This is a genomic window from Ancylobacter sp. SL191 (genome assembly GCF_026625645.1).
GTDB lineage: Bacteria > Pseudomonadota > Alphaproteobacteria > Rhizobiales > Xanthobacteraceae > Ancylobacter.
This window is the reverse complement of sequence record NZ_CP113056.1, coordinates 1,804,346-1,830,000: the sequence shown is the minus strand read 5'-3', so window position 1 is coordinate 1,830,000 and position 25,655 is coordinate 1,804,346. Positions and strand designations below refer to the sequence as shown.

At 66.9% G+C, this 25,655-nt stretch carries 21 protein-coding genes (1 of these 21 cut by a window edge); 14 read left to right on the top strand and 7 right to left on the bottom strand.

Annotated elements, in window-relative coordinates; genetic code table 11:
- On the bottom strand, positions 1-406 hold the start of the coding sequence (locus OU996_RS08260; RefSeq protein WP_267585125.1) for a threonine ammonia-lyase. Its footprint begins 812 nt before the window's first position; the window shows 406 of its 1,218 coding nt (coding positions 1-406); its start codon is at positions 404-406; its stop codon lies off the left edge, out of view.
- 220 nt (positions 407-626) lie between these two features.
- Between OU996_RS08260 and OU996_RS08255 the strand changes: the two genes are divergently transcribed.
- The gene (locus OU996_RS08255; RefSeq protein WP_267585124.1) at positions 627-2,075 is read left to right on the top strand and encodes a DUF1254 domain-containing protein; all 1,449 of its coding nucleotides are present in this window, start codon (positions 627-629) and stop codon (positions 2,073-2,075) included.
- A gap of 135 nt (positions 2,076-2,210) precedes the next feature.
- A complete protein-coding gene (gene zigA / locus OU996_RS08250) occupies positions 2,211-3,425 on the top strand; it encodes a zinc metallochaperone GTPase ZigA (protein WP_267585123.1) in 1,215 nt (404 codons plus the stop codon).
- Between the two features lie 6 nt (positions 3,426-3,431).
- Here the strand turns inward: zigA and radC are convergent, their stop codons facing one another.
- The 3 genes from radC to OU996_RS08235 all read right to left on the bottom strand — a co-directional run bounded on the left by radC (position 3,432) and on the right by OU996_RS08235 (position 6,322).
- On the bottom strand, positions 3,432-4,181 hold the full coding sequence (gene radC, locus OU996_RS08245; RefSeq protein ID WP_267585122.1) for a RadC family protein: 750 nt from the start codon (positions 4,179-4,181) through the stop codon (positions 3,432-3,434).
- A gap of 18 nt (positions 4,182-4,199) precedes the next feature.
- Positions 4,200-5,027, bottom strand: a complete 828-nt coding sequence (map, locus tag OU996_RS08240; protein ID WP_267585121.1) for a type I methionyl aminopeptidase — start codon at positions 5,025-5,027, stop codon at positions 4,200-4,202.
- A gap of 122 nt (positions 5,028-5,149) precedes the next feature.
- Entirely contained in the window at positions 5,150-6,322 is a 1,173-nt protein-coding gene (locus OU996_RS08235; protein WP_267585120.1) for a GNAT family N-acetyltransferase, read from the bottom strand.
- A 164-nt stretch (positions 6,323-6,486) separates the two neighbouring features.
- On the opposite strand from OU996_RS08235, the gene OU996_RS08230 reads away from it, so the two are divergent.
- The 5 genes from OU996_RS08230 (at position 6,487) to OU996_RS08210 (ending at position 11,336) form a co-directional block, all read left to right on the top strand.
- Positions 6,487-7,692: a pyridoxal phosphate-dependent aminotransferase gene (locus OU996_RS08230; protein ID WP_267585119.1), complete on the top strand. Its 1,206-nt coding sequence runs from the start codon at positions 6,487-6,489 to the stop codon at positions 7,690-7,692.
- The gene (locus OU996_RS08225; RefSeq protein WP_267585118.1) at positions 7,689-8,336 is read left to right on the top strand and encodes a lysozyme inhibitor LprI family protein; all 648 of its coding nucleotides are present in this window, start codon (positions 7,689-7,691) and stop codon (positions 8,334-8,336) included. The genes OU996_RS08230 and OU996_RS08225 overlap by 4 nt, the downstream gene beginning before the upstream one ends.
- Positions 8,337-8,460: 124 nt before the next feature.
- Positions 8,461-9,222 (top strand): SDR family NAD(P)-dependent oxidoreductase, encoded by a 762-nt coding sequence (locus OU996_RS08220; protein ID WP_267585117.1) that lies wholly within the window; start codon positions 8,461-8,463, stop codon positions 9,220-9,222.
- A 96-nt stretch (positions 9,223-9,318) separates the two neighbouring features.
- Entirely contained in the window at positions 9,319-10,257 is a 939-nt protein-coding gene (locus tag OU996_RS08215; protein ID WP_267585116.1) for a sugar kinase, read from the top strand.
- Between the two features lie 191 nt (positions 10,258-10,448).
- Complete coding sequence (locus tag OU996_RS08210; RefSeq protein WP_267585115.1) at positions 10,449-11,336, top strand: cation diffusion facilitator family transporter; 888 nt, start codon at positions 10,449-10,451, stop codon at positions 11,334-11,336.
- A gap of 158 nt (positions 11,337-11,494) precedes the next feature.
- On the opposite strand, the gene OU996_RS08205 is transcribed toward OU996_RS08210, so the two are convergent.
- Positions 11,495-12,763, bottom strand: a complete 1,269-nt coding sequence (locus tag OU996_RS08205) for a lytic murein transglycosylase (protein WP_267585114.1) — start codon at positions 12,761-12,763, stop codon at positions 11,495-11,497.
- A gap of 135 nt (positions 12,764-12,898) precedes the next feature.
- On the opposite strand from OU996_RS08205, the gene OU996_RS08200 reads away from it, so the two are divergent.
- Both OU996_RS08200 and OU996_RS08195 read left to right on the top strand, forming a co-directional pair.
- A complete protein-coding gene (locus OU996_RS08200; protein ID WP_267585113.1) occupies positions 12,899-13,591 on the top strand; it encodes a DJ-1/PfpI family protein in 693 nt (230 codons plus the stop codon).
- Positions 13,588-14,049, top strand: a complete 462-nt coding sequence (locus OU996_RS08195; RefSeq protein WP_267585112.1) for an NUDIX hydrolase — start codon at positions 13,588-13,590, stop codon at positions 14,047-14,049. Before OU996_RS08200 ends, OU996_RS08195 begins: the two co-directional genes overlap by 4 nt.
- Before the next feature lie 52 nt (positions 14,050-14,101).
- Here the strand turns inward: OU996_RS08195 and oxlT (OU996_RS08190) are convergent, their stop codons facing one another.
- Positions 14,102-15,337 carry an oxalate/formate MFS antiporter gene (gene oxlT / locus OU996_RS08190; protein ID WP_420712753.1) on the bottom strand — a complete coding sequence of 412 codons (1,236 nt, stop codon included), beginning with the start codon at positions 15,335-15,337 and terminating at the stop codon, positions 14,102-14,104.
- 900 nt (positions 15,338-16,237) lie between these two features.
- The gene (oxlT, locus tag OU996_RS08185; protein WP_267585110.1) at positions 16,238-17,542 is read right to left on the bottom strand and encodes an oxalate/formate MFS antiporter; all 1,305 of its coding nucleotides are present in this window, start codon (positions 17,540-17,542) and stop codon (positions 16,238-16,240) included.
- Between the two features lie 731 nt (positions 17,543-18,273).
- On the opposite strand from oxlT (OU996_RS08185), the gene OU996_RS08180 reads away from it, so the two are divergent.
- The 5 genes from OU996_RS08180 to frc (OU996_RS08160) all read left to right on the top strand — a co-directional run bounded on the left by OU996_RS08180 (position 18,274) and on the right by frc (OU996_RS08160) (position 25,137).
- Positions 18,274-18,975 (top strand): GntR family transcriptional regulator, encoded by a 702-nt coding sequence (locus OU996_RS08180; RefSeq protein ID WP_267585109.1) that lies wholly within the window; start codon positions 18,274-18,276, stop codon positions 18,973-18,975.
- A 704-nt stretch (positions 18,976-19,679) separates the two neighbouring features.
- Positions 19,680-20,405: a GntR family transcriptional regulator gene (locus OU996_RS08175; RefSeq protein WP_267585108.1), complete on the top strand. Its 726-nt coding sequence runs from the start codon at positions 19,680-19,682 to the stop codon at positions 20,403-20,405.
- A gap of 72 nt (positions 20,406-20,477) precedes the next feature.
- A complete protein-coding gene (oxc, locus tag OU996_RS08170; protein ID WP_267585107.1) occupies positions 20,478-22,217 on the top strand; it encodes an oxalyl-CoA decarboxylase in 1,740 nt (579 codons plus the stop codon).
- 108 nt (positions 22,218-22,325) lie between these two features.
- A complete protein-coding gene (gene frc, locus OU996_RS08165; RefSeq protein WP_267585106.1) occupies positions 22,326-23,603 on the top strand; it encodes a formyl-CoA transferase in 1,278 nt (425 codons plus the stop codon).
- Positions 23,604-23,886: 283 nt separating this feature from the next.
- Positions 23,887-25,137 (top strand): formyl-CoA transferase, encoded by a 1,251-nt coding sequence (frc, locus tag OU996_RS08160; RefSeq protein WP_267585105.1) that lies wholly within the window; start codon positions 23,887-23,889, stop codon positions 25,135-25,137.
- Positions 25,138-25,655 lie beyond the last annotated feature (518 nt).

Sequence of the window (25,655 nt, the reverse complement as noted above, 5' to 3'; positions counted from 1 at the left end):
GCGTCATCTCGGCGGCCGCCTCGGCGAACCCGCCACCATGCAGCACCACGCGGGCGCCATGCTCGCGCACGCGCTCCACCTTCAGGTTCGGCGTGGTCGTCGGCATGACGATGGTCGCGTCCACGCCGGTGCGGCGCGCGTGATAGGCAAGGCCCTGCGCATGGTTGCCGGCGGAGGCCGCGATCACGCCGCGCGCCCGCTCGTCCGGTGTGAGCGCGAGCAACTTGTTGAGCGCGCCCCTTTCCTTAAAGGAAGCGGTGAATTGCAGGTTCTCGAATTTGAGCCACACCTCGGCGCCGAGCTTCTGCGACAGCGTCTCGGAGTGGACGAAGGGCGTCTGCGGCACCGCGCCGGCAATCCGTGCCGCCGCCGCTTCCACATCGCTCAAGGTAACGTCAAAGGGCATGATGGCCTGGGCACCTGTGTTTGGCGCGCAGCCTAGCGGTCTCAGTGCTCCGGTCCTAGTGCCCCAATGCGGGGCAGCCTTGCGCGAGCACCCGTGACGCGCCGGCAAGGCGCGCGGGCACCGGATACCGCAGCCCATCTGCTGTAATTCTTCAACAATACGCCGTAATCCTGCGCTCGGTAGCTTTCCCTCTGCCCGATCCGGCGCCAAGGAGTTTCCCGTGCTCAACCGTCGCGACCTGCTTCGCACCACCGCCGCCACCGCCCTCGTCCCGACGCTTGCCGCGGCCGGCCTTTCCGGCCCTGCCCTGGCCGAGACCGCACCGGGCGCGACGCAGCCGAGCCTGCGGCAGATCGCGGCCGCCGGCTTCATCTACGGCCTGCCACTGGTGATGAATTACGGCGTCATGTTCGACTATGTGCTGGACCCCAAGTCCGGCCAGTGGAAGGCGCCGTTCAACACGATCAGCAACGAGGCGCGGGTCTTCACCTATCGCGACACCTCGATCGTCACGCCGAACAGCGACACGCCCTATTCCATGGCGTGGCTGGATCTGCGGGCGGAGCCGATGGTCGTCACCGTGCCGCCGGTCGATGCCAAGCGCTATGTCTCCGTGCAGTTTGTCGACGGGAATACTTACAATTACGGTTATGCCGGCAGCCGGACGACGGGCAATGGCGGCGGCACCTATCTGGTGGTCGGCCCGCGCTGGTTCGGCCGCACCCCGCCCGGCATTGACGGCGTGTTCCGGTCGTCGACCTTCTTCTCGCTGGTGATCTTCCGCACCCAGCTGTTCGACGCGGGCGACCTCGACAATGTGAAGAAGGTGCAGGCTGGCTATCAGCTGCGCCCGCTCAGCACCTTCCTCGGCACGGGCGAACCCAAGCCGGCCCAGCATTTCCGCTACCCGGCCTTCTCCAAGGACCGCCTCGACCAGGAATTCTTCGCCTATCTCGACTTCGCCCTGCGCGCCGCCCCGGCCCGGCCGGAGGAACGCTGGATCCGCGAGCAGCTGAAGCGCATCGGCGTCGGGCCGGAGCGCAGCTTCCGCGTGCATGAAATGGCCGAGGCGGATCAGGCCGAGATCGTCACCGGGCTGAAGGACGGGCAGGCGCGGCTGGAGGAAGCCGTGGCCAAGATCGGCACGGACGTGAATGGCTGGCGCATCGGTTCGGAATTCGGTGATGCCGAGTTCTACCATGGCGACTGGCTGCTGCGCGCCGCCGCCGCCAAGCTCGGCATTTACGGCAATGACGCCGCCGAGGCGGTCTACCCGGCCGCGCGCACGGACAAGGACGGCCAGCCGCTCGACGGCTCCAAGCACCGCTACACGCTGACCTTCCCGAAGGACGGCCTGCCGCCGGTCAACGCCTTCTGGTCGGTGACGATGTATGACGGCACTACCCAGCTCCTCATCAAGAACCCGATCGACCGCTACCTCATCAACTCGCCGATGCTGCCGTCGCTGAAGACCAATGCGGACGGCTCGGTGACGCTCTACATCCAGAAGGATTCCCCCGGCGCGGACAAGCAGGCCAACTGGCTGCCGGCGCCGGACGGGCCGATCTATCTGGTCATGCGCCTCTATTGGCCGAAGACCGGGAACCCCTCCATCCTGCCGGCCGGCAAGGGCACCTGGCAGCCGCCGGGCATCGTCCGCGTCGCCTGATTCCTTGGGGCTATCGACACGTTCAAGCGGCGCCGGAGACGGCGCCGTTTTTGTTGGCGGCGCGCGCGGGGCTTGCCCGACCGGCTCATCCATGAGAAATGATACACTGTATCAATTAATCTCTGGAGCGCATCCATGTCCGACCAACGCCTTCCGGTCACCGTGCTGTCCGGCTTCCTCGGCGCGGGCAAGACCACCCTGCTGAACCACGTCCTCGCCAATCGCGAGGGGATGCGGGTCGCCGTCATCGTCAACGATATGTCCGAGGTGAACATCGACGCCGAGCTGGTGCGCTCGGGCGCGGCGAACCTGTCGCAGACGGAGGAAAAGCTGGTCGAAATGACCAATGGCTGCATCTGCTGCACGCTGCGCGACGATCTTCTCGCCGAGGTCCGGCGCCTCGCCGGCGAGGGGCGGTTCGACTACCTGCTCATCGAATCCACCGGCATCGCCGAGCCGCTTCCCGTCGCCGCCACCTTCGAGTTCCGCGACGAGGAGGGCTTCTCGCTCTCCGACCTCGCCCGGCTCGACACCATGGTGACGGTGGTCGATGCGGCGAGCCTGCTGCGCGATTTCGGCTCGCGCGACTTCCTGCGCGACCGCGGCGAGACGGCGGGCGAGGAGGATGAGCGCACGCTGGTCGATCTCATCACCGACCAGATCGAATTCGCCGACGTCATCGTGCTCAACAAGATCTCGGAAGTGCCCGCCGCCCGCCGGAATGAGGTGCGCGGCGTGGTGAAGGCGCTGAACCCGGATGCGCGGATCATCGAGACCGATTTCGCCCATGTCCCGCTGAAGGACATTCTGGGCACGGGGCGCTTCGACTTCGAGAAGGCCCATGAGCACCCGACCTGGTACAAGGAGCTGAACGGCTTCCGCGACCATGTGCCGGAGAGCGAGGAATACGGCGTCTCCAGCTTCGTCTACCGCGCCCGCCGACCGTTCCACCCGGAAAAATTCAACGCCTTCCTCGCCAGGACATGGCCCGGCCTCGTGCGTGCCAAGGGGCTGTTCTGGCTCGCCACCCGCCCGCGCCGCGTCGGGGAAATGTCGCTCGCCGGTGCCATCTGCCGCACCGGCTCCATCGGCCAGTGGTGGGCGGCGATCCCGACCGAGCACTGGCCGACGCAGCCCGACTGGCGCTCCTGGCTGCGCCAGCACTGGACGCCCGGCTATGGCGACCGGCGGCAGGAACTCGTCTTCATCGGGGTGAATCTCGACGAGGCGGCGATCCGCGCGGCGCTGGACGAGTGCCTCGTCGGCCCGCGCTCGCCGCGCGATTTCGACGCCAGCGCCTTCACCCATCTGCCGGACCCTTTCCCGAGCTGGGAGCGCGTGCCGGCCTGACCAAGGTTAGATCAGCCGCATGCCGCGCAGGCTGGCATGGCCGTCCTTGCCGACAATGATGTGGTCATGCACCTCGATGCCGAGGGGCTTGGCCACATCAATGATCGTCTTGGTCATCTGGATGTCGGCATTGGAGGGGGTGGGATCGCCGCTCGGGTGGTTGTGGACGAGGATCACCGCGCTCGCCGCCAGTTCCAGCGCGCGCTTCACCACCTCGCGCGGATAGACCGGCGTGTGGTCCACCGTGCCGCGCTGCTGCACCTCGTCGAGAATGAGCTGGTTGCGCTTGTCGAGGAACAGGATGCGGAACTGCTCCTTCTCGGCGAAGGCCATCGAGGCCCGGCAATGCGCCAGCACCGCGCTCCAGGAGGAAAGAACCGGGCGCCCGCGCATGCCCTCGCGCGTGACGCGCTCGACCGAGGCGGCGACGATCTTGAACTCGGTGATGATCGCCTCGCCCACCCCCTTCACCTCGCGCAGGCGCTGGGGTGTCGCGGTAATGACCTCGGCGAAGGAGCCGAAGCGCTCGATCAGCCGCTTGGCGAGCGGCTTCACATCGGCGCGGGGCACGGCGCGGAACAGCACCAGCTCCAGCATCTCGTAATCGGCCAGCGCTTCCGCCCCCGCCTGGCGGAAGCGTTCGCGCAGCCTTTCGCGATGGCCGACGAAATGAGGCGACGTGTCGGAGAGCGCCGAATCCGCGAAGCCGTCACCGGCCGCAGCCGTGAGCGCCTCCTCATCCAGCCGCTTCCCCATCCAGCCCCCCGACCGGCCTTACCCGTTGCTGAAAATCGGCTTGTGGTATCCCTTGGGCGAGAGCGTGAAGATCTCGCACCCGGTCTGCGTCACCCCCACCGCATGCTCGAACTGCGCCGAGAGCGAGCGGTCGCGCGTCACCGCCGTCCAGCCATCGGACAGCACTTTCACATGCGGCCGGCCGAGATTGATCATCGGCTCGATGGTGAAGATCATGCCCGGCAGCAATTCCGGCCCCTCGCCGCGCCGGCCGACATGCACGATGTTCGGCTCGTCATGGAAGAGCTGGCCGACGCCATGGCCGCAGAAGTCGCGCACCACGCTCATATGCAGCGGTTCGACGAAATCCTGGATCGCCGCGCCGATGTCGCCGACATGATTGCCCGGCCGCACCTCGGCGATGCCGCGCATCAGCGCTTCATAGGTCACGTCCAGCAGCCGCTCGGCGCGGCGGGGAATCTCCCCCACCGGGAACATGCGGCTCGAATCGCCGTACCAGCCATCGACGATCAGCGTCACGTCGACATTGACGATGTCGCCCTCGCGCAGCGGCTTGTCATTGGGGATACCGTGGCAGACCACATGATTGATCGAGGTGCAGGTGGACTTGCGGTAGCCGCGATACATCAGCGTCGCCGGCAGCGCGTTGTTGTCCATGGCGAATTCGAAGACGGCGGCGTCGATGGCATCGGTCGAGATGCCCGGCTGCACCATCTCATGCACGAGGTCGAGCGCCTCGGCGGCCAGTTGGCCGGCCTTGCGCATTCCGGCGAAGCCCTCAGGCCCGTGCAGCTTGATATGGCCGGTCTTGCGCAGCGGCGCGCCCGCGGCCTCCACATAACTCATGATCGAACGTCCAGTCCTGAAGCTGTGCCGAATGTAAGCGATCCGCGCCCGCACGCAAGGAAAGGGCGCGTGAGCGAGGCTCCGCCGGGCTGGGATCAGCCATGACGGGTCGCCTCCGGCGCCTAGCCGAGCACCTTCGCCATATGCACCAGCCGGCGGTCGGGCAGCTGCTCCACCCGCTCGATGACGAAGCCCTTGCGGCGATACCACTGGATATTGGCCGAGAGCGGCTCGCCGGTATAAAGCCGCGCCGTGGTGCGCCCGAGCGCGCGGGCGCGCGCCTCGCCGGCCGTGAGCAGCGCATTGCCGAGCCCGCTGCCCTGCGCCGTCGGCGCGGTGGCCACGCTGTCGATCAGCAGATCATCCGGCCGGGCGTGCAGGATCAGCACGCCGTCGAGCCCCGCCCGGCCTTCCGCCGCGCCGTCGGCCACCCACACCTCGCGGGTGCGCAGCACGTCCTTATAGTCCCAGAGCAGCGGCACCGGCTCGACACCGAGCAGGATGCGGTTGCGGGCATAGGCCGCTTGCTGCACCGCCTCAATGGCGGGAAGGTCGTCGCTCGTCGCGCGCCTCAGCGTGCGCCCCTCCGCCTCCAGCCGGTCGGCGTTGAACACCCCGAGCGCCACGCGCTGGGCCCTCGCCGCGTCGAAATTCTCCGCCGCCAGCCAGCTCTCGAAGCCGATTGCGACCTGCGGCCATTCCTCTGCCAGCATGGAGAACCAGGCCGTGTCGCGGTTGCGGCCCTTGACGATCATGTGGTGGCGGAAAATCCCCTCGAAGCGGAAGCCATAGCGTTCCGCCGCGCGGCGCGAGGGGGCGTTGAGCGCGTTGCACTTCCACTCATAGCGGCGATAGCCCAGCGTCTCCAGCGCGTGGCGGGCCATCAGATACATCGTCTCGGTGCCGGCCGGGGTCTTCATCAGCGCCGGCGTATAGAGAATGTGCCCGACCTCGATGGAGCGGTTCGGCGGGTCGATGCGCAGAAAGGTCGCGTGGCCGACCGCCCGGCCGGTCGCCTTGTCGACGATGGCGAACAGCAGCGGATCGTCCTTCGCCGCGGCCGCCGCATAATAGCTCTCAAAGGCCGCGTAGTCGGGATAAGGCCCGTTGGGCAGATAGGCCCAGATCGCCGCCGATTCCGGCCCGTGGGTCGCCGGGAAAAGCTCGGGCGCGTGGGTCGCTACCTCGAAAGGCACGAGGTCGACAAGCGTGCCGACGATCACCGCGCGCGCCGGGCGCGGGGCCGGCGCTGTGTCCACAACCTCACCCAAAGGCAGGTTCTTCTCGTCCGCCACGCGCCGACCTCCACCTCTTGCGGGAAGCCCCAACCGGGGGCATCGGGCCGCCAGTGCGGCCTTGAAGCCGCGTTCTGTCCGTGGGACAGCTTGGCCAAAATCACAAGTGAATTCTGCCGGTCGCATTGCCCGAGGGCATCCGACGAAAGTTGCAAGGAGCGAGGATGACGTCCGCCAGCCCCCTTTCGCCTCATCCCATCGCCGCCTTTTCGCGCATCGGCGAGGAGAACGCCTTCGCCGTGCTGGCCCGCGCCGCCGCCCTGTCTGCCCAAGGTCGCGACATCATCAATCTCGGCATTGGCCAGCCGGATTTCGCCACGCCGGACCATATCGTCGAGGCGGCGGTGAAGGCGCTGCGCGACGGCCATCACGGCTACACGCCCTCGACCGGCATCGCGCCGCTGCGCGAGGCGGTCGCCGCCGACATTCATCGCCGCTTCAACGAGACCATCGACCCGGCCCGCGTGGTGATCGTGCCCGGTGGCAAGGTGACGATGTTCGCCGCCATCCTCATGCTGGGCGAGCCGGGCGCGGAGATCCTCTATCCCGACCCCGGTTTTCCCATCTACCGCTCGATGATCGAGTTCACCGGCGCGACGCCCATTCCGGTGCCGATCCGCGAGGCGAACGGCTTTGCCTTCTCGGCGGAGGAAACGCTCGCCCTCATCACCCCGAAGACGCGCCTTCTCATCCTCAACTCGCCCGCCAACCCGACCGGCGGCGTGACGCCCAAGGCGGAGATCGACAAACTTGTCGCCGGCCTCGCCGCGCACCCGCAGGTCGCCATCCTGTCGGATGAGATCTACGACCAGTTCCTGTTCGACGGGCAGGCGCACACCACGCTGCTCGCCTACCCGGAGATCCGCGACCGGCTGATCCTGCTCAATGGCTGGTCGAAGACCTATGCGATGACCGGCTGGCGGCTCGGCTGGTCCTATTGGCCGGAAGGGCTGTTCGAGGCGATGCGCAAGCTCGCGGTGAACGCCTGGTCCTGCGTCAACGCCCCCGCGCAATTCGCGGCGCTCGCCGCGCTCACCGGCCCGCAGGACTGCGTCGGCGCCATGCTCGCCGAGTTCGACCGGCGCCGCCACCTTGTCGTGGAAGGGCTGAACGCGCTGCCCGGCGTGTCCTGCGCGACGCCGAAGGGCGCCTTCTACGCCTTCCCGAACATATCCGGCACCGGCTGGAGCTCGGCCAAGCAACTGGCGGGCGCACTGCTGGACGAGGCCGGCGTCGCCACCATTGGCGGGCCGGATTTCGGCGTCCATGGCGAGGGCTATATCCGCCTCTCCTACGCCAATTCGGCGGAGAACATCGCCCACGCGCTGGAGCGCATGGGCCAGTTCCTCGCCAAGGCCCGCGCGGCATGAGGGGCGCGCTGTTACTCGGTTTCGCTCTTGTCATTTCCCTTCCCGCCCTCGCGCAGGACAGCGAGCCGGCAGCCTGCGCGAGGGGCGAGGGTTCGCCACGCGCCCATCTCGACTGCCTCAACCGGCGGCAGGATGTGAGCGAGGCGCGGCTTCAGGCGGCACTCAGCGGCGCCCGCGCCGCCATCGCCGCGCGCGAGGATCTTCAGCCGCCGCAGCGGGCGCGCTGGACCAGCCTGTTCAATGAATCGCAGGAGCGATTCACCCATTGGCGCAATTTCGAGTGCCAGAGCATCGCCCCTTATGAAGGCGGCGCCGGGCAAAAGACGGTGGGCGGGCGCCTCGGCGGCATCGGCGTGATCGAGCAGCGCCTCGTGTGTCTCGCGACGCTCAACGATGCCCGCGCCGGCGATCTCGAAGCGCGCTACGCCCTGCCCGCCTTTTTGCCGCCCCCGCCTGGACCTGCCGCCGCCGCCCCCACTGAACCGACCCCCGTCGCCCCCGCCTCGGGCACGACGCCCTCCGGCGCCATGCCTCCGTCCAGCGTGCCCAGCATCATGGCGCCGCCAGTTCCCGAGAGCCCAGCGGAGGCGCCGCCGCCTTCCGGCCCCGTCCGCATCATCGGCATTCCGCCCACGCAGCCGTGAGGGGACGGCGCCCGGCCCGCCGCTTGCCGCTCTTGACGGTTCACCCTGCACGTCTCTTGCATGGGCGCGCCGCCGCGCCGGGCGCTATCGCGCGCCCTGCGGCAGAGGAATGTGGGAGAACGTCATGGATCTCGGACTGAAGGGACTGCGCGCCATCGTCACCGGCGGCACCAAGGGCATCGGCCTCGCCATCGCGGAAACGCTGGCGGGCGAAGGCTGCCATGTCGCGCTGTGCAGCCGCAACGCGAGCGAAGCGGAAGCGACCGCCGCGCGCCTCGCGGAAAAGGGCGTCACCACCTTCGGCGCCGGCGTCGACGTGGCCGATGGCGCGGCGCTCGCCGCCTTCGCGGAAGAGGCGGCGGCCAAGTTCGGCGGGCTCGACATCGTCGTCGCGAACGTCAGCGCGCTGTCCATCGCCAATGACGAGGAAAGCTGGAAGAAGTGCTTCGACACCGACCTCATGGGCACGGTGCGCCTCGTCAACGCCGCCCTGTCCTACCTTGAAAAAAGCAGCGCCGCCTCCATCGTCACCATCTCCTCGGTGTCGGGCCGCGAGATCGACTTCGCCGCCGGGCCCTACGGCACCTTCAAGGCGGCGCTGATCCATTACACGCAGGGCCTCGCCTACCAGCTCGCGCCGAAGAAGATCCGCGCCAACACGGTCTCGCCCGGCAACACCTATTTCAAGGGCGGCGTGTGGGAGATGATCGAGAACGGCAACCCGGCGCTGTTCAAGGAAGCGCTGGCGCTCAACCCCACGGGCCGCATGGCGACGCCGCAGGAGATCGCCAATGGCGTGGCGTTCCTCGCGAGCCCGGCCGCCAGCTTCGTCTACGGCACCAATCTCGTCATCGACGGCGCGCTGACGCGCGGCGTGCAGTTCTGACGCCTTCCCCCGGCGGGCGGCCGCCGGGGGAACTTGCTCCCCACGGCGAATGAGGCGAGTCTGCCGGCGAATCGAAACGCAAGGCAGGAGGGCGCGATGGCCCCGAATGGTTCGAGCCCGACCGGCGCGCCGCAGGTCATTTCCATCGGCGAAGTCATGGCGGAATTCTCCCGCGGCGCCGATGGGCGCTACGGCGCGGCCTATGGTGGCGACACCTTCAACACCGCCGTCTATCTCGCCCGCGCCGGCATCACGACCAGCTATGTCACCGCGCTGGGCGACGACACCTATTCGGACGCCATCCGCGCCGCCGCCGAGGCGGAAGGCATCGCCACCCGGCTGATGCTGCGCGTGCCCGGCCGCACGGTGGGCCTCTATGTCATCGACACCGATGCGCGCGGCGAGCGCACCTTCTCGTACTGGCGCGACAATTCTCCCGCGCGCGACCTGTTCGAGCTGCCGGGCTGGGAAGTGGTGGCGGAAGCGCTGATCGAGGCGAGCGTCATCTATCTCTCCGGCATCACCCTCTCGCTCTATTCCAATAATGGCCTCGGCCGGCTGCTGGCGACGCTGGAATTCGCCCGCGAGCGCGGCGCCCGCATCGTCTTCGACACCAATTTCCGCCCGCGCGCCTGGGGCGGCGACATTGCCCGCGCCCGCGCCGTCTATGCGCAGGCGCTGAAGCGCAGCTCCATCGCCCTGCCGACCTTCGAGGATGAGGTGATGCTGTGGGGCGACGGCTCGCCCGCCGCCACCGCCGAACGGCTCGCCACTTTCGGCGTGCCGGAAGTCGTGGTGAAGAACGGCGCCGAGGGGGCGCTGGTGATGGCGGGCGGCGCCTCGCATTTCGTGCCGATCCCCGCCCCGGTCCAGCCTGTGGATACCACGGCCGCCGGGGACAGCTTCAACGCCGCCTATCTCGCCGCGCGCCTCACCGGCGCGACGCCCGTGGCGGCAGCGGAGGCCGGCCACGCGCTGGCCGGGCGCGTCATCCGCCATCGCGGCGCGATCATGCCGCGTCCAGCCAACGCCTGATCCACAGGGGGCGTGATCCGCCAACACCCGGAAATCGCCCGGCTTTTATCCCCCGAGAGCGCCCGCCGGCTTGCAACCGCTTCTGCGAACCAGTTGCAAGTGTTTGACGCTGTTGATTTTTTGACGCGCAGGCCCTAAGCGCATCGTCCCAGGGCGCCGGGCGCCGTGAGCAGCCTCAAGGGATAGGGCGCATGGCAGTCTCCGCGCGGGTCGCGATGATCAATGTCGGCATCAGTCTTCTGGTGCTGGCGCTGAAATACGCCGCCTTCCTGCTTACCGGCTCGGTCGCGCTCTATTCGGACGCGCTGGAAAGCATCGTCAATGTCGCCACCGCCATCGCCGCCGTGGTGGCGCTGCGCGTCAGCGCCCGCCCGGCCGATGCCGCCCATCCTTATGGCTACGCCAAGGCCGAGTATTTCTCCGCCGTCATCGTCGGCGTGCTCATCGTCGTCGCGGCGATCTCGATCATGCGCGAGGTCTATCTCGGCTGGCTCGAGCCCCATGCCTTCAACGCCGCCCCCATGGGCCTCGCCATCAACGCGGCGGCCGGCGTCATCAACGCCGTCTGGTGCGCGACGCTGATCCGCACCGGCCGGCGCGTGCGCTCCCCGGCGCTGATCGCCGATGGCCAGCATCTGCTCACCGACGTCATCTCCTCCGCCGGCGTGCTGATCGGCGTCGTTGTCGCGGCCTTTTCGGGCTGGGAGCGGCTCGACCTCATCCTCGCCGGCCTCGTCGCGCTCAACATCCTGTGGTCGGGCTACAAGGTGCTGAAGGAAAGCGTCGGCGGGCTGATGGACCAGGCCGTACCGGCCGAGACGCTGGCCCAGATCCGCAAGGTCATCGCCGCGCAGGCGATCGGCGCCATCGAGGCGCATGATCTGCGCACCCGGCAGGCCGGGCGGATGATCTTCGTCGATTTCCACCTCGTCGTGCCCCGCGACATGCCGGTCTGCGAAGCCCACGCCATCTGCGACCGCATCGAGGACGCGCTGGAGGCGGAAGTGGCGGATGTGCTGGTCAACATCCATGTCGAGCCGGACGAAAAGGCCAAGCAGCAGGGCGTACCGGTGCTGTAAGGGCGGGGCCAAGCCGCCCCGTCGGGCCGTCATCCCCGGGCGTGGCCCGGGGATCCACGACGTCCTTCGGACGGTTCCTGCCCCAAGTCGTGGATGGCCGGGCCAAGCCCGGCCATGACGTCCTTCCAGCCCCCATTCCCCGCACAAGCCGCGCGCCCTCACCGCCCCGCGCGCAGCGCCGCGAGCAAATCCGGCGTCGGATAGGAATCGGCCGGCAGGCCGAGGCGCATCTGCTCCACCTTCACCGCCTGACGCGTCGCGGCTCCGGTGATGCCGTCGACCCGGCCGACATGGTGGCCGCGCGCATTGAGCAGGCGCTGCAGCTCCACCACTTGCGCCTGCGAAAGCACCGGGATGGCCTTGCCCGCTCCGCGATTATAGGCCGGCGCGCCGGCGACGCGGGCGGCGAGATAGGCCGCCGAGGTCGCGTAGACCAGCGAGTTGTTCCACTCGGTGAAGATGTCGAAATTCGCGTAGACGAGGAAGGCCGGACCGGTCCGACCGACGGGCAGCAGCACCGATGCCGGCAGATTGTCCGCCGGCAGCGGCTGGCCGCTTGCCCGTACCACGCCGAAGCGCGCCCATTGCGAGCGCGGCAGCTTGATCGCGAGGTCCGCCTGATCCCAGGGCAGGTTCGGCGGCACGCGGATTTCCTCCAGCCAGGGCTGGCCGCGCTGCCAGCCGAGCGCCTTGATGTAGTTGGCGGCGGAGGCGAGCGCGTCGGGGGCCGAACGCAGCAGGTCGATATGGCCGTCGCCGTCGAAATCGATGCCGTAATTCAGATAATGGTCGGGCAGGAACTGGAACTGGCCAAGTTCGCCGGCCCACGGCCCGCGCATGGTCTGCGGGGTCAGGTCGCCGCGATCGATGATCTTCAGCGCCGCCATGAGCTGGGTGCGGAACATCTCCGCCCGCCGGCAGTCCCAGGCGAGGCTGGCGACCGAGCGGATGGTGTTCTTGTCGCCCATGAAGGCGCCGAAATCCGTCTCCAGCCCCCAGAAGGCGACGAGCACCGCGCCGGGCACGCCGAATTGCTGCTCGATCCGGTCGAACAGCGCCTGATTCTTCTGGATCAGCTGCCGGCCCTGCTGGATGCGGTAGTTGGCGACCATGCGGTCGGAGAACTCGAAGAAGCTCTGCGCGAACACCTTCTGCCCGCGATCGGTGCCGACCACCTGCGCGTCATAGGTCACCCCGTTCAGCGCCGCCGCCACGGTGCGGGGCGAGACGCCCTGCGCCACCGCCTGCCGCTTGAAGCCGTCGAGCCATTCATTGAATCCGGCGGCGGAATTGCCGCAGGCGGCGGCCGGCGCGCCTTGCGCGCTCACGGGCCCCGCGCCTGCCAGAACAACACCGGCCAGAGCGAGGAGGGCGAGAAGCGGCTTGGCGCACCGCGTGGTGGAGAGGCGCGAGATGGACGGTGGCATGGGCATCCCCGTTGGCGGGTGAATGTTTCCTCGTGATTCGGACTGTACAGGAAATGAAACGCGCGCACGCGCGCGCGACGATTGACGCTCCCGGCGCGATGGCGATGATCGCGGGCCTTATCGCGGAGACCGCCCATGCACGTCGTCATGCTGCTCTACCCGGACCTCACCCAGCTCGACCTCACCGGTCCCTATGAGGTGTTCGGCCGCTTTCCCGAGCTCACGCTGGATCTGGTGTGGAAGACGCGTGCGCCGGTCGCCGACTGCCGGGGACTGACCATCCTGCCGACGCATGATTTCGCCGATTGCCCGCAGGCCGACATCCTCTTCGTGCCGGGTGGCCCCGGCCAGCTCGCGCTGATGGAGGATGAGGAGGTGCTGGGCTTCCTGCGCCGGCAGGCGGCGGGGGCGCGCTATGTCACCTCGGTCTGCACGGGATCGCTGGTGCTCGCCGCCGCCGGGCTGCTCAAGGGGCGGCGGGCCACCTGCCACTGGCTGTCGCTCGATCAGCTCGCCCTCCTCGGCGCGGTGCCGGTGGCCGAGCGCGTGGTGGTGGACGGCGCGGTCGTCACTGGCGCGGGTGTCACCTCCGGCATCGACTTCGCCCTCGCTCTGACCGCTCACATTTTCGGCGAGGCACGGGCGCGGCACGCCCAGCTCTTCATGGAATACGACCCTGCCCCGCCCTTCCCCGGCGGCTCGCCGGCGAGCAGCGACCCGGCACTGGTCGCGCAGATCCGCGCGGAAACCGCCTCGTTCCAGACCCGGCGAGAAGAGACGGCGCGGCGGGTGGCAACCGCGCTCGATCAGGCGGGAGCGGGCGCATGAGCGCCGCCACGCCGACCCGTCCCGTCCCCGCCGTGCTGGCGGTCGTCCTGCGCGGCGGCGAGGTGCTGCTGGTACGCCGCGCCAATCCACCCGATCAGGGGCGCTGGGGCTTTCCCGGCGGGCGGATGGAAATGGGCGAGACGCATCTGGAGGCGGCGCTGCGCGAGCTCGCCGAGGAGACCGGCATCGTCGCCGCTTCCCCCCGCCTGCTGACCGTGCTGGACTTCATCGAGCATGATGAGACCGGACGGCTCGCGCATCATTTCGCGATGATCGCCGTGCTCTGCCAATGGCGCAGCGGCGAAGGGCTGGCGGCGGATGACGCGCTGGAGACGCGCTGGTTCGACCGCGCGGGGCTGGCCGGGCTCGGCGCCACCGCCAGCCTCAAGGTGGAGTTCCTCGCCGATCTCGCTCTGGCCGAAACCGTCGCCGCCGGCGCCGGAGATTTTCGGTCCTGAAACGCATGCGGGCTCCCGAAGGAGCCCGCACCGTCATCGTTGTAAGAGCCGATCAGGCGTGCGCCGAGGCCGAGCGGGCGGACGACGCATCCGCCGCATTGAGCGCGGTGGAGCGGGCCACGTGGTTCTTCAGCGCCTTCGGCAGAACCGCGATGGCGAGGAAGGCCGCGAACAGGTCCATGCCGGCGACGGTGTAGAGCACGGTCGACCAGGTGCCGGTCGCTTCCATCAGCAGGTTGCCGACCGGGACGAACAGGGCGCCGATGCCCTTGGCGCAGTAGAGCACGCCATAGATCTTCGCGATGTGCTTGGTGCCGAAGGCGTCGCCCGCCAGCGCCGAGAACAGCGAGTAGACTTCACCCCAGGCGAGGAAGACGACGCCGGAGAGGATGAGGAACGCCCACGGATTGTGGCCGAAATAGCCGAGCGCGATGATGCCGATGCCTTCGAGCGAGAAGGCGATCACCATGGTCTTCTCACGGCCGATATGGTCGGAGATCCAGCCGAACAGCGGACGCGAGATGCCGTTCATGATGCGGTCGAGCATCAGGGCGAGCGGCAGGGCGGCCATCACGAAGAAGTACAGGTCGACCTTGAACTCCTTCACGCCGAGATCCTGCGCGATGACGCCGAGCTGGGCGACCGCCATCATGCCGCCGGTCACCACGCAGGTGAACATGAGCAGCATCAGCCAGAACAGCTTGCTGTTCAGGGCTTCCGGCAGGGTGTAGTCGCGCGAGCTCTGGGTCAGCTTGGTGGACGGCTTGACCTGGCCGACCTTCGGCGAGGCGAGGAACCAGGCGGCGATGAAGGCGAGACCGCCCTGCAGCAGGCCGAAGAAGAAGAAGGTCTCCTGGAAGCCGGCGGATTCGATCATGGAAGCGATCGGCAGGATGGTGGCGGCGGAGCCGGCGCCATAACCGCCCGCGGTGAGGCCGACGGCGAGACCGCGGCGATCCGGGAACCACTTGAGCGCGTTGTTGATGCAGGTCGCGTAGATCGAGCCCACGCCGATGCCGCCCACGGCCGCGCCGACATAGAAGCCCATCAGGGTGGTGGCCTGCGAGTTCAGCACCCAGGCGGTGCCGATCATGAGCGCGCCGAAGGCGACCATGAAGCGGGGGCCGAACTTGTCGATGAAGTAGCCCTCGATCGGGGCGAGCCAGGTCTGCACGAGAACGAAGATGGTGAACGCGATCTGGATCGACGCGCGTTCCCAGCCGAAGCTCTTCTGGATTTCCGGCACGAACAGCGTCCAGGCGTACTGGATGTTCGCCGTGGCGATCATGCAGACGACACCGACGACGAGCTGGAGCCAGCGGCGGCTTTCGGAGAAATCGGCACCCGGCCCAGCGGCCGCGGTGGTCTGGTTATACGTGCTCAAGGGCGATCTCCTCTCCCAAATCAAGATGTGCCGCGGATCGGCTTATCGTTGCGGTCGCTCATGCCGTTGGGGCGCGGCGCCGGTTTTTTGGCCTTGGGCGACGTGTCCGCCGCCTCAAGGCAGCCGCATGCGCGGCGATGGTCCTACAAGGTTGTTTTGCCGTTTCCGGGCCTGCCTCGTCCCCCTGCGGCGTGCCGCGCTCAGGTTGACGCAAGGGCCCGGTTCCGACCCGCTGAACCCTGATCTTAATCGACAATATTATGTATGCCAATTGGGATTTGTTGGCGCTCTACAGTTCCGTAAGGCGCACTATTTTCCAAGTTATTTTGGGTCAGCAGTGCTCACTTAACATAGATACTCGCTGAAAACTCTCATATTACCCTGCGTTCTTCGTCTGTTATCAGCCAGACGTGAACAAGAAACTCTGGGGTATTTGAACTGCTCGTCGACAGAGTGACAACCTGATGACGTCGCTGAACGGGGGAATGGGATGCCCGTAGGGCGCCGCAATCGCGCCCGATTCGTCTTTGGAATGATGAAAAATGACCGTCGCGGGCACGCGGCAATCGCGCACGACCGACCATAGGACGGCCAGAGATTCCGCACGGCGACGCGAAAAACAGCCGGCCCGCGCCACGCGAAACGCGAAACACGAAACGCGAAACGCGAAACGCCGCCTCCGGGGACGCGCCCGGCAAGGCCAATGCAAGAGGGCGGAACCGAAGACGCGCCGGATCCTGCCAAAGAAAAAGGGCCCGCCAGTGGCGGGCCCTTGCGAAGGCGATGATGGAAGGTCGTCGCGCCTCACTCGGCGGGGACGGCACTCACATTGGCATTGTGCGCTGCCACGCGGCGGCGATGGGCGGCCGAGAGCGGCTTCAGGATCACCAGCGCCATGACGGCGGCAATGATGTTGAGCGCCGCGGCGGCGACGAACACCGCGTGCCAGCTGCCGGTCATCGTGGTGATGATGCTGGTGAACGGCACGATCAGCGCCGCGGTGCCCTTGGCGGTGTAGAGCATGCCGGCATTGGTGGTGGCGAACTTCGAGCCGAAGGCGTCGCCGCACATCGCCGGGAACAGCGAGTAGATCTCGCCCCAGGCGAAGAAGACGAGGCCGGTCAGGATCACGAACAGCACCGGGTTCGAGCCGAACACGGAGAGCGCGTAGATGCCGACGCCCTCGATGGCGAAGGCCACGAACATGGTGTTCTCACGGCCGATCTGGTCGGACACCCAGCCGAAGAACGGACGGGTGAGGCCGTTCAGCACGCGGTCGATCGCGGCAGCGAAGGTGAGCGCCGGCAGGGTGAGGCCGAGCAACGTCACCGGCACGTCGGCGATCTGGAAGTCTTTGGCGATCGGGCCGAGCTGCGCGGTGGCCATCAGGCCGCCGGCCGCCATCATCACGAACATGGCGTACATGACCCAGAACAGCGGGGTGGTGAGCATCTCCTTGGGGGAGAAGTCACGGGCGCTCTGCTTCACGGTCTTGGCGACATTCGCGGCGAAGACGGCGATCTGCTCCTTCTTCGGCGCGACCAGGAACAGGCCGAGGAAGAGGATTACGATGCCCTGGCCGATGCCGAAGTAGAAGAACGCGGCTTCATAGCCCTGGTTCTTGATCATGTTCTGGATCGGGATGACGGTCAGCGCCGAGCCGGCGCCGAAGCCGGCGGCGGTGATGCCGGCGGCGAGACCGCGACGATCCGGGAACCACTTCAGCGAGTTGCCCACGCAGGTGCCGTAGACCGCGCCGGCGCCGATGCCGCCAATGGCCGCCGCGACATAGAGCAGGGTCAGCGAGTCGGCGTAGGAGTTGAGCAGCCAGGCGATGCCGCACATGAGGCCGCCGAACAGCACCACGACGCGCGGGCCGTACTTGTCGACGAACCAGCCCTCGATCGGGACCAGCCAGGTCTCGGTGACGATGAAGATCGAGAAGGCCACCTGGATCGCCGCGCGATCCCAGCCGTGACGCTCCTGCATCGGGTTCACGAAGAACGTCCAGCCATACTGCATGTTTGCAATCATGCACATGCAGATGACGCCGAACACAAGCTGCAGCCAGCGGCTGCTATTCTGAGATGACGTTGCGGCAGTAGCCATTTTATCCTCGAACGTTTCCAAACGTAAGGTTGAGCAAGTTCTATCTTGTTCTTCTTGTTTCGCGCTGAACGAAACGCCTCCGCAGAGGCAACCGCCAGCAGACTGTAGGGAACATACTCTGCTTTTTTTGATTATGCAAAATTTTGCATACCAGCCATGCGATATTTTTACAGACGAAGACTGACCTATGGGAATGTGACGTAGCGGAATACTTGGTCATTTCTTCCCTTGGGGAAGCACTCGCAAAGCCCGATGAAACCACGCTGGAACGGCTCCAGCCTCGGCCCATCCCGTGCTCGCCGGGATGCGGGTGGCGCCGCGCGCGGGCATCGGGGAGCACGCGGCACCCCCTCCTCAGAGCTGTGGACGGCGCCGGAAACGGCCCGCCGGCACCCGCCTAGCGCGGGTCGACATGGCGCCGTCACCTCGCTCGGGCACGCGCACGCGCCCGGCAGCCGGCACGCCCGGCGGGCCGGCCTGCAGAGGGACAGAGGTAAGGTGGTGCGAAATCCCGGCGGCGCGACGGCGCCGGAACGTCATCCGGCAATGGTCGGATGGACAAGCGGTATATGATATATGATGCTCAACATGCCTGCCTAAGGGTGAGAATCGCCCACGCCAAGAAGGGCAGCAAGAAGCGCGTCAACAAACGCCAATCGACTGTTGCCGCCGATGACGGGCAATGGCCGTGGACAACAAAAACAACAAGAGAACGAACTGAGAGGAAGCCCGTGGAAAGCGCCGATCCCAATTCACGCCTGAACATCGCGCCGCTCGCCGCGAATACCAGCCTGCGCACCCTCGCCTACGACGCCATCAAGAAGGCCATCACCGAGATGGACCTTTATGGCCAGGAGGGCGAAATCCGCCTCGATGAGCGCCAGCTCTCGCAGGATCTCGGGGTCAGCCGCACGCCGATTCGCGAGGCCCTCACGGTGCTGGAGCAGGAAGGCTTCGTGCGCTCCGTGCCGCGCCGGGGCATTTTCGTGGTGCGCAAGTCCAAGCGCGAGATCATCGACATGATCATCGTCTGGGCGGCGCTGGAAAGCATGGCCGCGCGCCTCGCCACCAGCCGCGCCAGCGACCGCGAGCTCACCGGCCTGCGCGACATGTTCCATGATTTCGAGGCCGAGGCGCCGACCGAGCATATGAACGAGTACTCGGACGCCAATATCCGCTTCCACCAGACCATCATCGGTCTCGGCGGCTGCGAGATGATCGGCGAGATGACCGCCAATCTGTTCATCCACATTCGCGGCATCCGCGCCGTCTCGGTCCGGCAGGAGAACCGCTCCGAGCGCTCGCTGCAGGAGCACCGCGCCATCATCGCCGCCCTCGTCGCCCGCGACGCCGACCTCGCCGAGCGCCTGGTGCGCGAGCACACGCTCGGCCTCGCCGCCCATGTGGAAAAGCACGGCCGCTTCCCGTCCTGAGGGGTGGGCCCGACCGGGCACCGCTCCCCTGTCGCCGCTGCCCCCCCCCCCAACGGCGTCATCCCGGCCGAAGCGCAGCGCAGAGCCGGGATCGCGTGCGGGCTTCATGGGGACAGCGATCCCGGATCGGCCTAGCGGCCGTCCGGGATGACGGCGTGAGGGACCGTGGCCGTGTGCCGCCCGAACACCGTCATGGCCGGGCTTGGCCCGGCCATCCATGACTTGCCGTGTGCCGGCGAGAAGACGTGGATCCCCGGGCCAAGCCCGGGGATGACGGCGTCAGGGACAGCTCCCGCGCGACGCTCGCGACGTCATCCCGGCCGAAGCGTAGCGCAGAGCCGGGATCGCTTGCCCGGTTCGCGGCACGCAATCCCGGCTCGGCCTTGCGGCATCCGGGATGACGCCACACACGCTCCCCCCGCAACGCCCCCCTCCCCACCGTCACCTCGCGAACTTTTGCATCCACTCTGGGGCAAACTGTTCAGGCGGCCTCGCCAGCGCTTTTGACCCGTGGTATACTGCATACGCAATTCGGTAATGACGCCTTGGAACACCTTGTGAATCAACGGTCGGCGCGAAGCTGACCTTTGGGAAGAAGGAGCTCCCCTACCCTGTTCTTCAGGGGGATTCCAATTGACACGTTGGTATTTGGTATGCCAAATTTCTTGAAATCCCCGGCGGAAGACCTCCGCAGAGGAGCGTCCGTGAGCAGCAAGGCAGTTCTGAACAAGCGCTGGCAAAGCGGCGATCATGGCCTGGCCATTGAGCGCCTGCCGGCCAAGGAGAGCTTCAAGAGCAAGGCCTACGCCGCTCTCAAGGAAGCCATTACCAACATGAACATCTACGGCTCCAGTGAGCCGGTGCTGCTCGACGAGCGGGACATTTCCGAGCGTCTCGGCGCAAGCCGGACGCCGATCCGCGAGGCGGTCGCGATGCTGGAGCAGGAAGGCCTGCTCCGCGCCGTGCCCCGGCGGGGAATTCTGGTGGTACGCCGTTCCAAGGCCGAGATCATCGAGATGATCGAGGCCTGGGCGGCGCTGGAAAGCATGGCGGCCCGCCTCGCCACTCAACGCGCGAGCGATGAGGCGATCGCCGAGCTGAGGACGTATTTCAAGGAGTTCGATCTGTCCGGGATCGAGCGCGACCGGTGCGACGAATATTCCTCCGCGAATATCGCGTTCCATCAGGCGCTGATCCGGCTGAGCGGCTCCTCACTGCTCGCGGCGATGACGGATAACCTGTTCTTCCATGTACGGGCCATCCGCCATCGCACGATCTTCGAGATGGACCGGGCGCAGCGTTCGGCGGCCGACCATCAGGAGATCATCATTGCTCTCGAGGCGCGGGACGCGGACCGCGCCGAGCGTCTGGTGCGAGACCATACGCTCCGCCTCGCGCGGCACGTCGAGAGCCATGTTGACCTGGACTGACGAGACGTATCGGACATTGACTTGGATTAAGGGCGGCAAAACCCGCCGAGGAAGTTTGGGAGGGAATACGGGATGTCTGCAGTTGCACAAGTGATCGACGTGAACACGGCGACCGAGGTCGAGCAGGAGCTCACGGACGGTTTCCACCTCGTCATTGATGCGCTGAAACTCAACGGTATCGAGACGATCTACGGCGTGCCCGGCATTCCGATCACCGACCTCGGCCGCATGGCCCAGGCCGAGGGCATCCGGGTCGTGTCGTTCCGCCACGAGCAGAACGCCGGCAACGCGGCCGCCATCGCCGGCTTCCTGACGAAGAAGCCGGGCGTGTGCCTCACCGTTTCGGCGCCGGGCTTCCTCAACGGCCTGACGGCCCTGGCGAACGCCACCACCAACTGTTTCCCCATGATCCTCATCTCCGGCTCTTCCGAGCGCGAGATCGTCGACCTCCAGCAGGGCGACTATGAGGAAATGGACCAGCTTGCCATCGCCAAGCCGCTCTGCAAGGCGGCCTTCCGCGTGCTGCACGCCGCCGACATCGGCATCGGCGTCGCCCGCGCGATCCGCGCGGCGGTCTCCGGCCGTCCGGGCGGCGTCTATCTCGACCTGCCGGCCAAGCTCTTCTCGCAGGTCATGACCGCCGACGCCGGCGCCAAGTCGCTGGTCAAGGTCATCGACGCCGCCCCGGCGCAGATCCCGGGCCCGGACGCGGTGAAGCGCGCGCTCGACGTCCTCAAGGGCGCCAAGAAGCCGCTCATCATCCTCGGCAAGGGCGCGGCCTACGCGCAGGCCGACGAGACCATCCGTGAATTCGTCGAGACCTCGGGCATCCCCTTCCTGCCGATGTCGATGGCCAAGGGCCTGCTGCCCGACACCCATCCGCTGTCGGCCGGCGCCGCCCGCTCGACCGTCCTCAAGGACTCCGACGTCGTCCTCCTCGTCGGCGCGCGCCTCAACTGGCTGCTGTCGCACGGCAAGGGCAAGACCTGGGGCGATGCGCCCAAGCAGTTCATCCAGGTCGACATCGAGCCCAAGGAAATGGACTCCAACGTCGAGATCGCCGCGCCGCTGGTCGGTGACATCGGCTCGGTGGTGTCCGCCCTGCTCGACGGCATCAAGTCCGGCTGGACCGCTCCCTCCAAGGAGTGGATCGACGCGATCAACTCCCGCAAGGAAGTCAACATCGCCAAGATGTCCCAGCGCCTGCTGAAGAACTCCACCCCGATGGACTTCCACTCGGCGCTGGGTGCTCTCAAGCAGGTCATCAAGGAGCGTCCTGACGCGATCCTCGTCAATGAGGGCGCCAACACGCTCGACCTCGCCCGCGGCGTGATCGACATGTACCAGCCGCGCAAGCGCCTGGACGTCGGCACCTGGGGCGTGATGGGCATCGGCATGGGCTTCGCCGTCGCCGCCGCCGTCGAGACCGGCAAGCCGGTTCTGGCGGTCGAGGGTGACTCGGCCTTCGGCTTCTCCGGCATGGAGGTGGAGACGATCTGCCGCTACAACCTGCCGGTCTGCATCGTCGTCTTCAACAATAACGGCATCTATCGCGGCCTCGACACCGACCCGACCGGCCGCGATCCGGGCACCACGGTGTTCGTGAAGGACAGCCGCTACGACAAGATGATGGAAGCCTTCGGCGGCGTCGGCGTGAACGCCACCACCCCGGACGAGCTGAAGCGCGCCGTCGACGAGGCGATGAACTCCGGCAAGCCGACCCTCATCAACGCGGTGATCGACCCGGCGGCCGGCAGCGAGTCCGGCAACATCGGCAGCCTGAACCCGCAGAGCGTCGTGAAGAAGAAGTAATCCAACCGGGCGCGGGCGGGGAAAATCCCGCCCGCGCCCACCTTCCAACCTTGCCAAGCGGCCGGCCAAAAAAACAGAGCCGCGGCAAATACTTCGAGAGGAAATGCCATGGGAAAGGCCCTGGACGGAGTCCGGATCCTAGACTTCACCCACGTTCAGTCCGGCCCCACCTGCACCCAGCTTCTGGCGTGGTTCGGGGCGGATGTCATCAAGGTCGAGCGTCCCGGTGAAGGCGACGTGACCCGCGCCCAGCTTCGTGATGTCCCCAATGCGGACAGCCTCTATTTCACGATGCTGAACTCCAACAAGCGTTCCATCACGCTCGACACCAAGAATCCCGAGGGCAAGAAAGTCCTCGAGGATCTCGTGAAAATCTGCGACGTGATGGTCGAGAATTTCGCGCCGGGCGCGCTGGACCGCATGGGCTTCACCTGGGAGCGCATCCAGGAGCTGAACCCGCGCATCATCCTCGCTTCGGTGAAGGGCTTCGGCCCCGGCCCGTTTGAAGACTGCAAGGTGTATGAGAACGTCGCCCAGTGCACGGGCGGTTCGGCCTCCACCACCGGCTTCCGCGACGGGCTTCCCCTCGTCACCGCGGCGCAGATCGGCGATTCCGGCACCGGCCTGCACCTGGCGCTGGGCATCGTCACCGCGCTCTACCAGCGCACGCTGACCGGCCGCGGCCAGAAGGTGCTCTGCGCCATGCAGGACGCCGTGCTGAACTTCTGCCGCGTCAAGATGCGCGACCAGCAGCGCCTCGAGCGCGGCCCGCTGCGCGAATACAGCCAGTTCGGCGAGGGCATCCCCTTCGGCGACGCCGTGCCGCGCGCCGGCAATGATTCGGGCGGCGGCCAGCCGGGCCGCATCCTGCGCTGCAAGGGCTGGGAGACCGATCCCAACGCCTACATCTATTTCATCACCCAGGCCCCGGTCTGGTCGAAGATCTGCGACGTCATCCACGAGCCCGACTGGAAGACCGACCCGAACTACGCCACCCCGGCCGCGCGTCTGCCGCACCTCAACGAGATCTTCACCCGCATCGAATCGTGGACCATGGCCCACACCAAGTTCGAGGCGATGGAGATCCTCAACGAGTACGACATTCCCTGCGGCCCGGTGCTCTCCATGAAGGAGATCGCCGAGGATCGTTCGCTCTACGAGACCGGCACGCTGGTCGAGGTCGATCACCCCGCGCGCGGCAAGTACCTGACCGTCGGCAACCCGATCAAGCTGTCGGACAACGACGTCGCGGTCGAGCGTTCGCCGCTGCTGGGCGAGCACACCGAGGAGATCCTCGCGAGCGTGCTCGGCCTCGATGCGGCCGAGATCGAGCGCATCAAGACCTCCGGCGCGGTCGGCGAGACGGTGCGCCTCGCGGCTGAGTGACACGAATTTCCCCGCCGCGGCCTCTCGGGGCGGTGGCGGTGAGGATACAGGCCCCGGCCGGCGCTCGCGCGCCCGGTCGGCGGTCTGATGCCAGGGTGAGCGAGAACAACCGGCTCGAACCGACGTCGATCACCACCTGGGAGTTGCCTCCGGCCAACGGGTTCGCCCGGTCGGCGGCGTGGGGAGAAGGAAGTGTCTCCATCCAAGAGGGATGGGGATCTCAATCCGGCGGCAGGGTGAGCCTCCGACCGGACTGTTAACGCTGAAAGGGAAGTCGACCACGATGTCTAAGCCGCTCGAAGGTATTAAGATCATCGATTTCACGCACGTCCAGGCTGGTCCCGCCTGCACGCAGCTTCTGGCCTGGTTCGGTGCCGACGTGATCAAGGTCGAGCGCCCAGGCGCCGGCGACGTCACCCGTTCGCAGCTGCGTCACGTCAAGGACGCCGACGCGCTGTACTTCACCATGCTGAACTCCAACAAGCGTTCGCTGACGCTCGACACCAAGACGGCGCAGGGCAAGGAAGTCCTGACCCGGCTCATCAAGGAGTCGGACGTCATGGTCGAGAATTTCGGCCCCGGCGCTCTCGACCGCATGGGCTTCACCTGGGAGCACATCCAGTCGCTCAACCCGGGCATGATCCTCGCCTCGGTGAAGGGCTTCTCCGAAGGCCACGCCTATGAAGACCTGAAGGTCTACGAGAACGTCGCGCAGTGCGCCGGCGGTGCCGCTTCCACCACCGGTTTCTGGGATGGCCCGCCGACCGTGTCGGCTGCCGCTCTCGGCGACTCCAACACCGGCATGCACCTGGCCATCGGCATCCTGACCGCGCTCCACCAGAAGGTGAAGACCGGCAAGGGCCAGAAGGTCGCCGTGTCCATGCAGGATTCGGTGCTCAACCTCTGCCGCGTCAAGCTGCGTGACCAGCAGCGCCTCGACGCGCTGGGCTATCTCGAAGAGTACCCCCAGTACCCCCACGGCGAGTTCTCGGACGTGGTTCCGCGCGGCGGCAATGCCGGCGGCGGCGGCCAGCCGGGCTGGGTGCTGAAGTGCAAGGGCTGGGAGACCGACCCGAACGCCTACATCTACTTCACCATTCAGGGCCACGCCTGGGCGCCGATCTGTAAGGCTCTCGGCAAGCCGGAGTGGATCGACGATCCGGCCTACAACACCGCCGAAGCCCGTCAGGACAAGATCTTCGACATCTTCGCCTTCATCGAGTCCTGGCTCGCCGACAAGACGAAGTTCGAGGCCATCGACATCCTGCGCAAGTTCGACATCCCCTGCGCTCCGGTGCTGTCGATGAAGGAAATCGCCAACGACCCGTCGCTGCGCAAGAGCGGCACCGTGGTCGAGGTCGATCACCCCAAGCTCGGCAAGTACCTGACCGTCGGTTCGCCGATCAAGTTCTCGGACGTCGAGGTGGAGATCACCGCCTCGCCGCTGCTCGGCCAGCACACCAACGAAGTGCTCGCCGATCTCGGCTATTCGCAGGAAGAAATTTCCGCGATGCACGACGCCAAGGCCGTCTGATCTGGACCACCGTCTGATCTAGACGACCCTGTGATCGGACCTCCGGTCTGATCCAGAACCTTCGGGCGGCGCCTTGGGTGCCGCCCGCCCCTTCCGCGAGAGGCCCCGATCACGGGCTGGAGGCGCGGAAGCCCTATCGGCTGTCCCGTTCAAGGCTGCGCGGCACATCGCGGCGGGCGGGATGGACCTCAGAGCCTCCCGGAGCGGAACGAAGGGTTTTCCCGACGTTCGGTTCCTCCTAGGCGACTGGTGCCGGCGCTTCCAAGCGCCGGCATTTTTTTGTCCGGTCGGGCTGTGTCCCCGGCGTCGACGGGCGGCGAAACTTTCGCGACGAGGGTTCGGGGGAAGGGCTCGCGGCCGAGGCTCGGCGAGGCTCACGTCGGTCGGCCTCACTGCACTCGTCGGCCTGATCGTCCATCTGACTGCACTGACCGGCCAGTCGTGACCAGTCAGGCCGGTGTGTCCGCTCATAGGCAAAAATGCAAGAAAGCCGGGCGCGTCGGCGACCGGCAGGGGCG

Excerpts from the sequence above, each read along its gene's own strand:
- zigA (WP_267585123.1), top strand. The coding sequence starts at position 2,211 with ATGTCCGACCAACGCCTTCCGGTCACCGTGCTGTCCGGCTTCCTCGGC.
- radC (WP_267585122.1), bottom strand. The coding sequence starts at position 4,181 with ATGGGGAAGCGGCTGGATGAGGAGGCGCTCACGGCTGCGGCCGGTGAC.
- map (WP_267585121.1), bottom strand. The coding sequence starts at position 5,027 with ATGAGTTATGTGGAGGCCGCGGGCGCGCCGCTGCGCAAGACCGGCCAT.
- OU996_RS08230 (WP_267585119.1), top strand. The coding sequence starts at position 6,487 with ATGACGTCCGCCAGCCCCCTTTCGCCTCATCCCATCGCCGCCTTTTCG.
- OU996_RS08225 (WP_267585118.1), top strand. The coding sequence starts at position 7,689 with ATGAGGGGCGCGCTGTTACTCGGTTTCGCTCTTGTCATTTCCCTTCCC.
- OU996_RS08220 (WP_267585117.1), top strand. The coding sequence starts at position 8,461 with ATGGATCTCGGACTGAAGGGACTGCGCGCCATCGTCACCGGCGGCACC.
- OU996_RS08215 (WP_267585116.1), top strand. The coding sequence starts at position 9,319 with ATGGCCCCGAATGGTTCGAGCCCGACCGGCGCGCCGCAGGTCATTTCC.
- OU996_RS08210 (WP_267585115.1), top strand. The coding sequence starts at position 10,449 with ATGGCAGTCTCCGCGCGGGTCGCGATGATCAATGTCGGCATCAGTCTT.
- OU996_RS08205 (WP_267585114.1), bottom strand. The coding sequence starts at position 12,763 with ATGCCACCGTCCATCTCGCGCCTCTCCACCACGCGGTGCGCCAAGCCG.
- OU996_RS08200 (WP_267585113.1), top strand. The coding sequence starts at position 12,899 with ATGCACGTCGTCATGCTGCTCTACCCGGACCTCACCCAGCTCGACCTC.
- OU996_RS08195 (WP_267585112.1), top strand. The coding sequence starts at position 13,588 with ATGAGCGCCGCCACGCCGACCCGTCCCGTCCCCGCCGTGCTGGCGGTC.
- oxlT (WP_420712753.1), bottom strand. The coding sequence starts at position 15,337 with ATGATCGCCACGGCGAACATCCAGTACGCCTGGACGCTGTTCGTGCCG.
- oxlT (WP_267585110.1), bottom strand. The coding sequence starts at position 17,542 with ATGGCTACTGCCGCAACGTCATCTCAGAATAGCAGCCGCTGGCTGCAG.
- oxc (WP_267585107.1), top strand. The coding sequence starts at position 20,478 with ATGTCTGCAGTTGCACAAGTGATCGACGTGAACACGGCGACCGAGGTC.
- frc (WP_267585106.1), top strand. The coding sequence starts at position 22,326 with ATGGGAAAGGCCCTGGACGGAGTCCGGATCCTAGACTTCACCCACGTT.
- frc (WP_267585105.1), top strand. The coding sequence starts at position 23,887 with ATGTCTAAGCCGCTCGAAGGTATTAAGATCATCGATTTCACGCACGTC.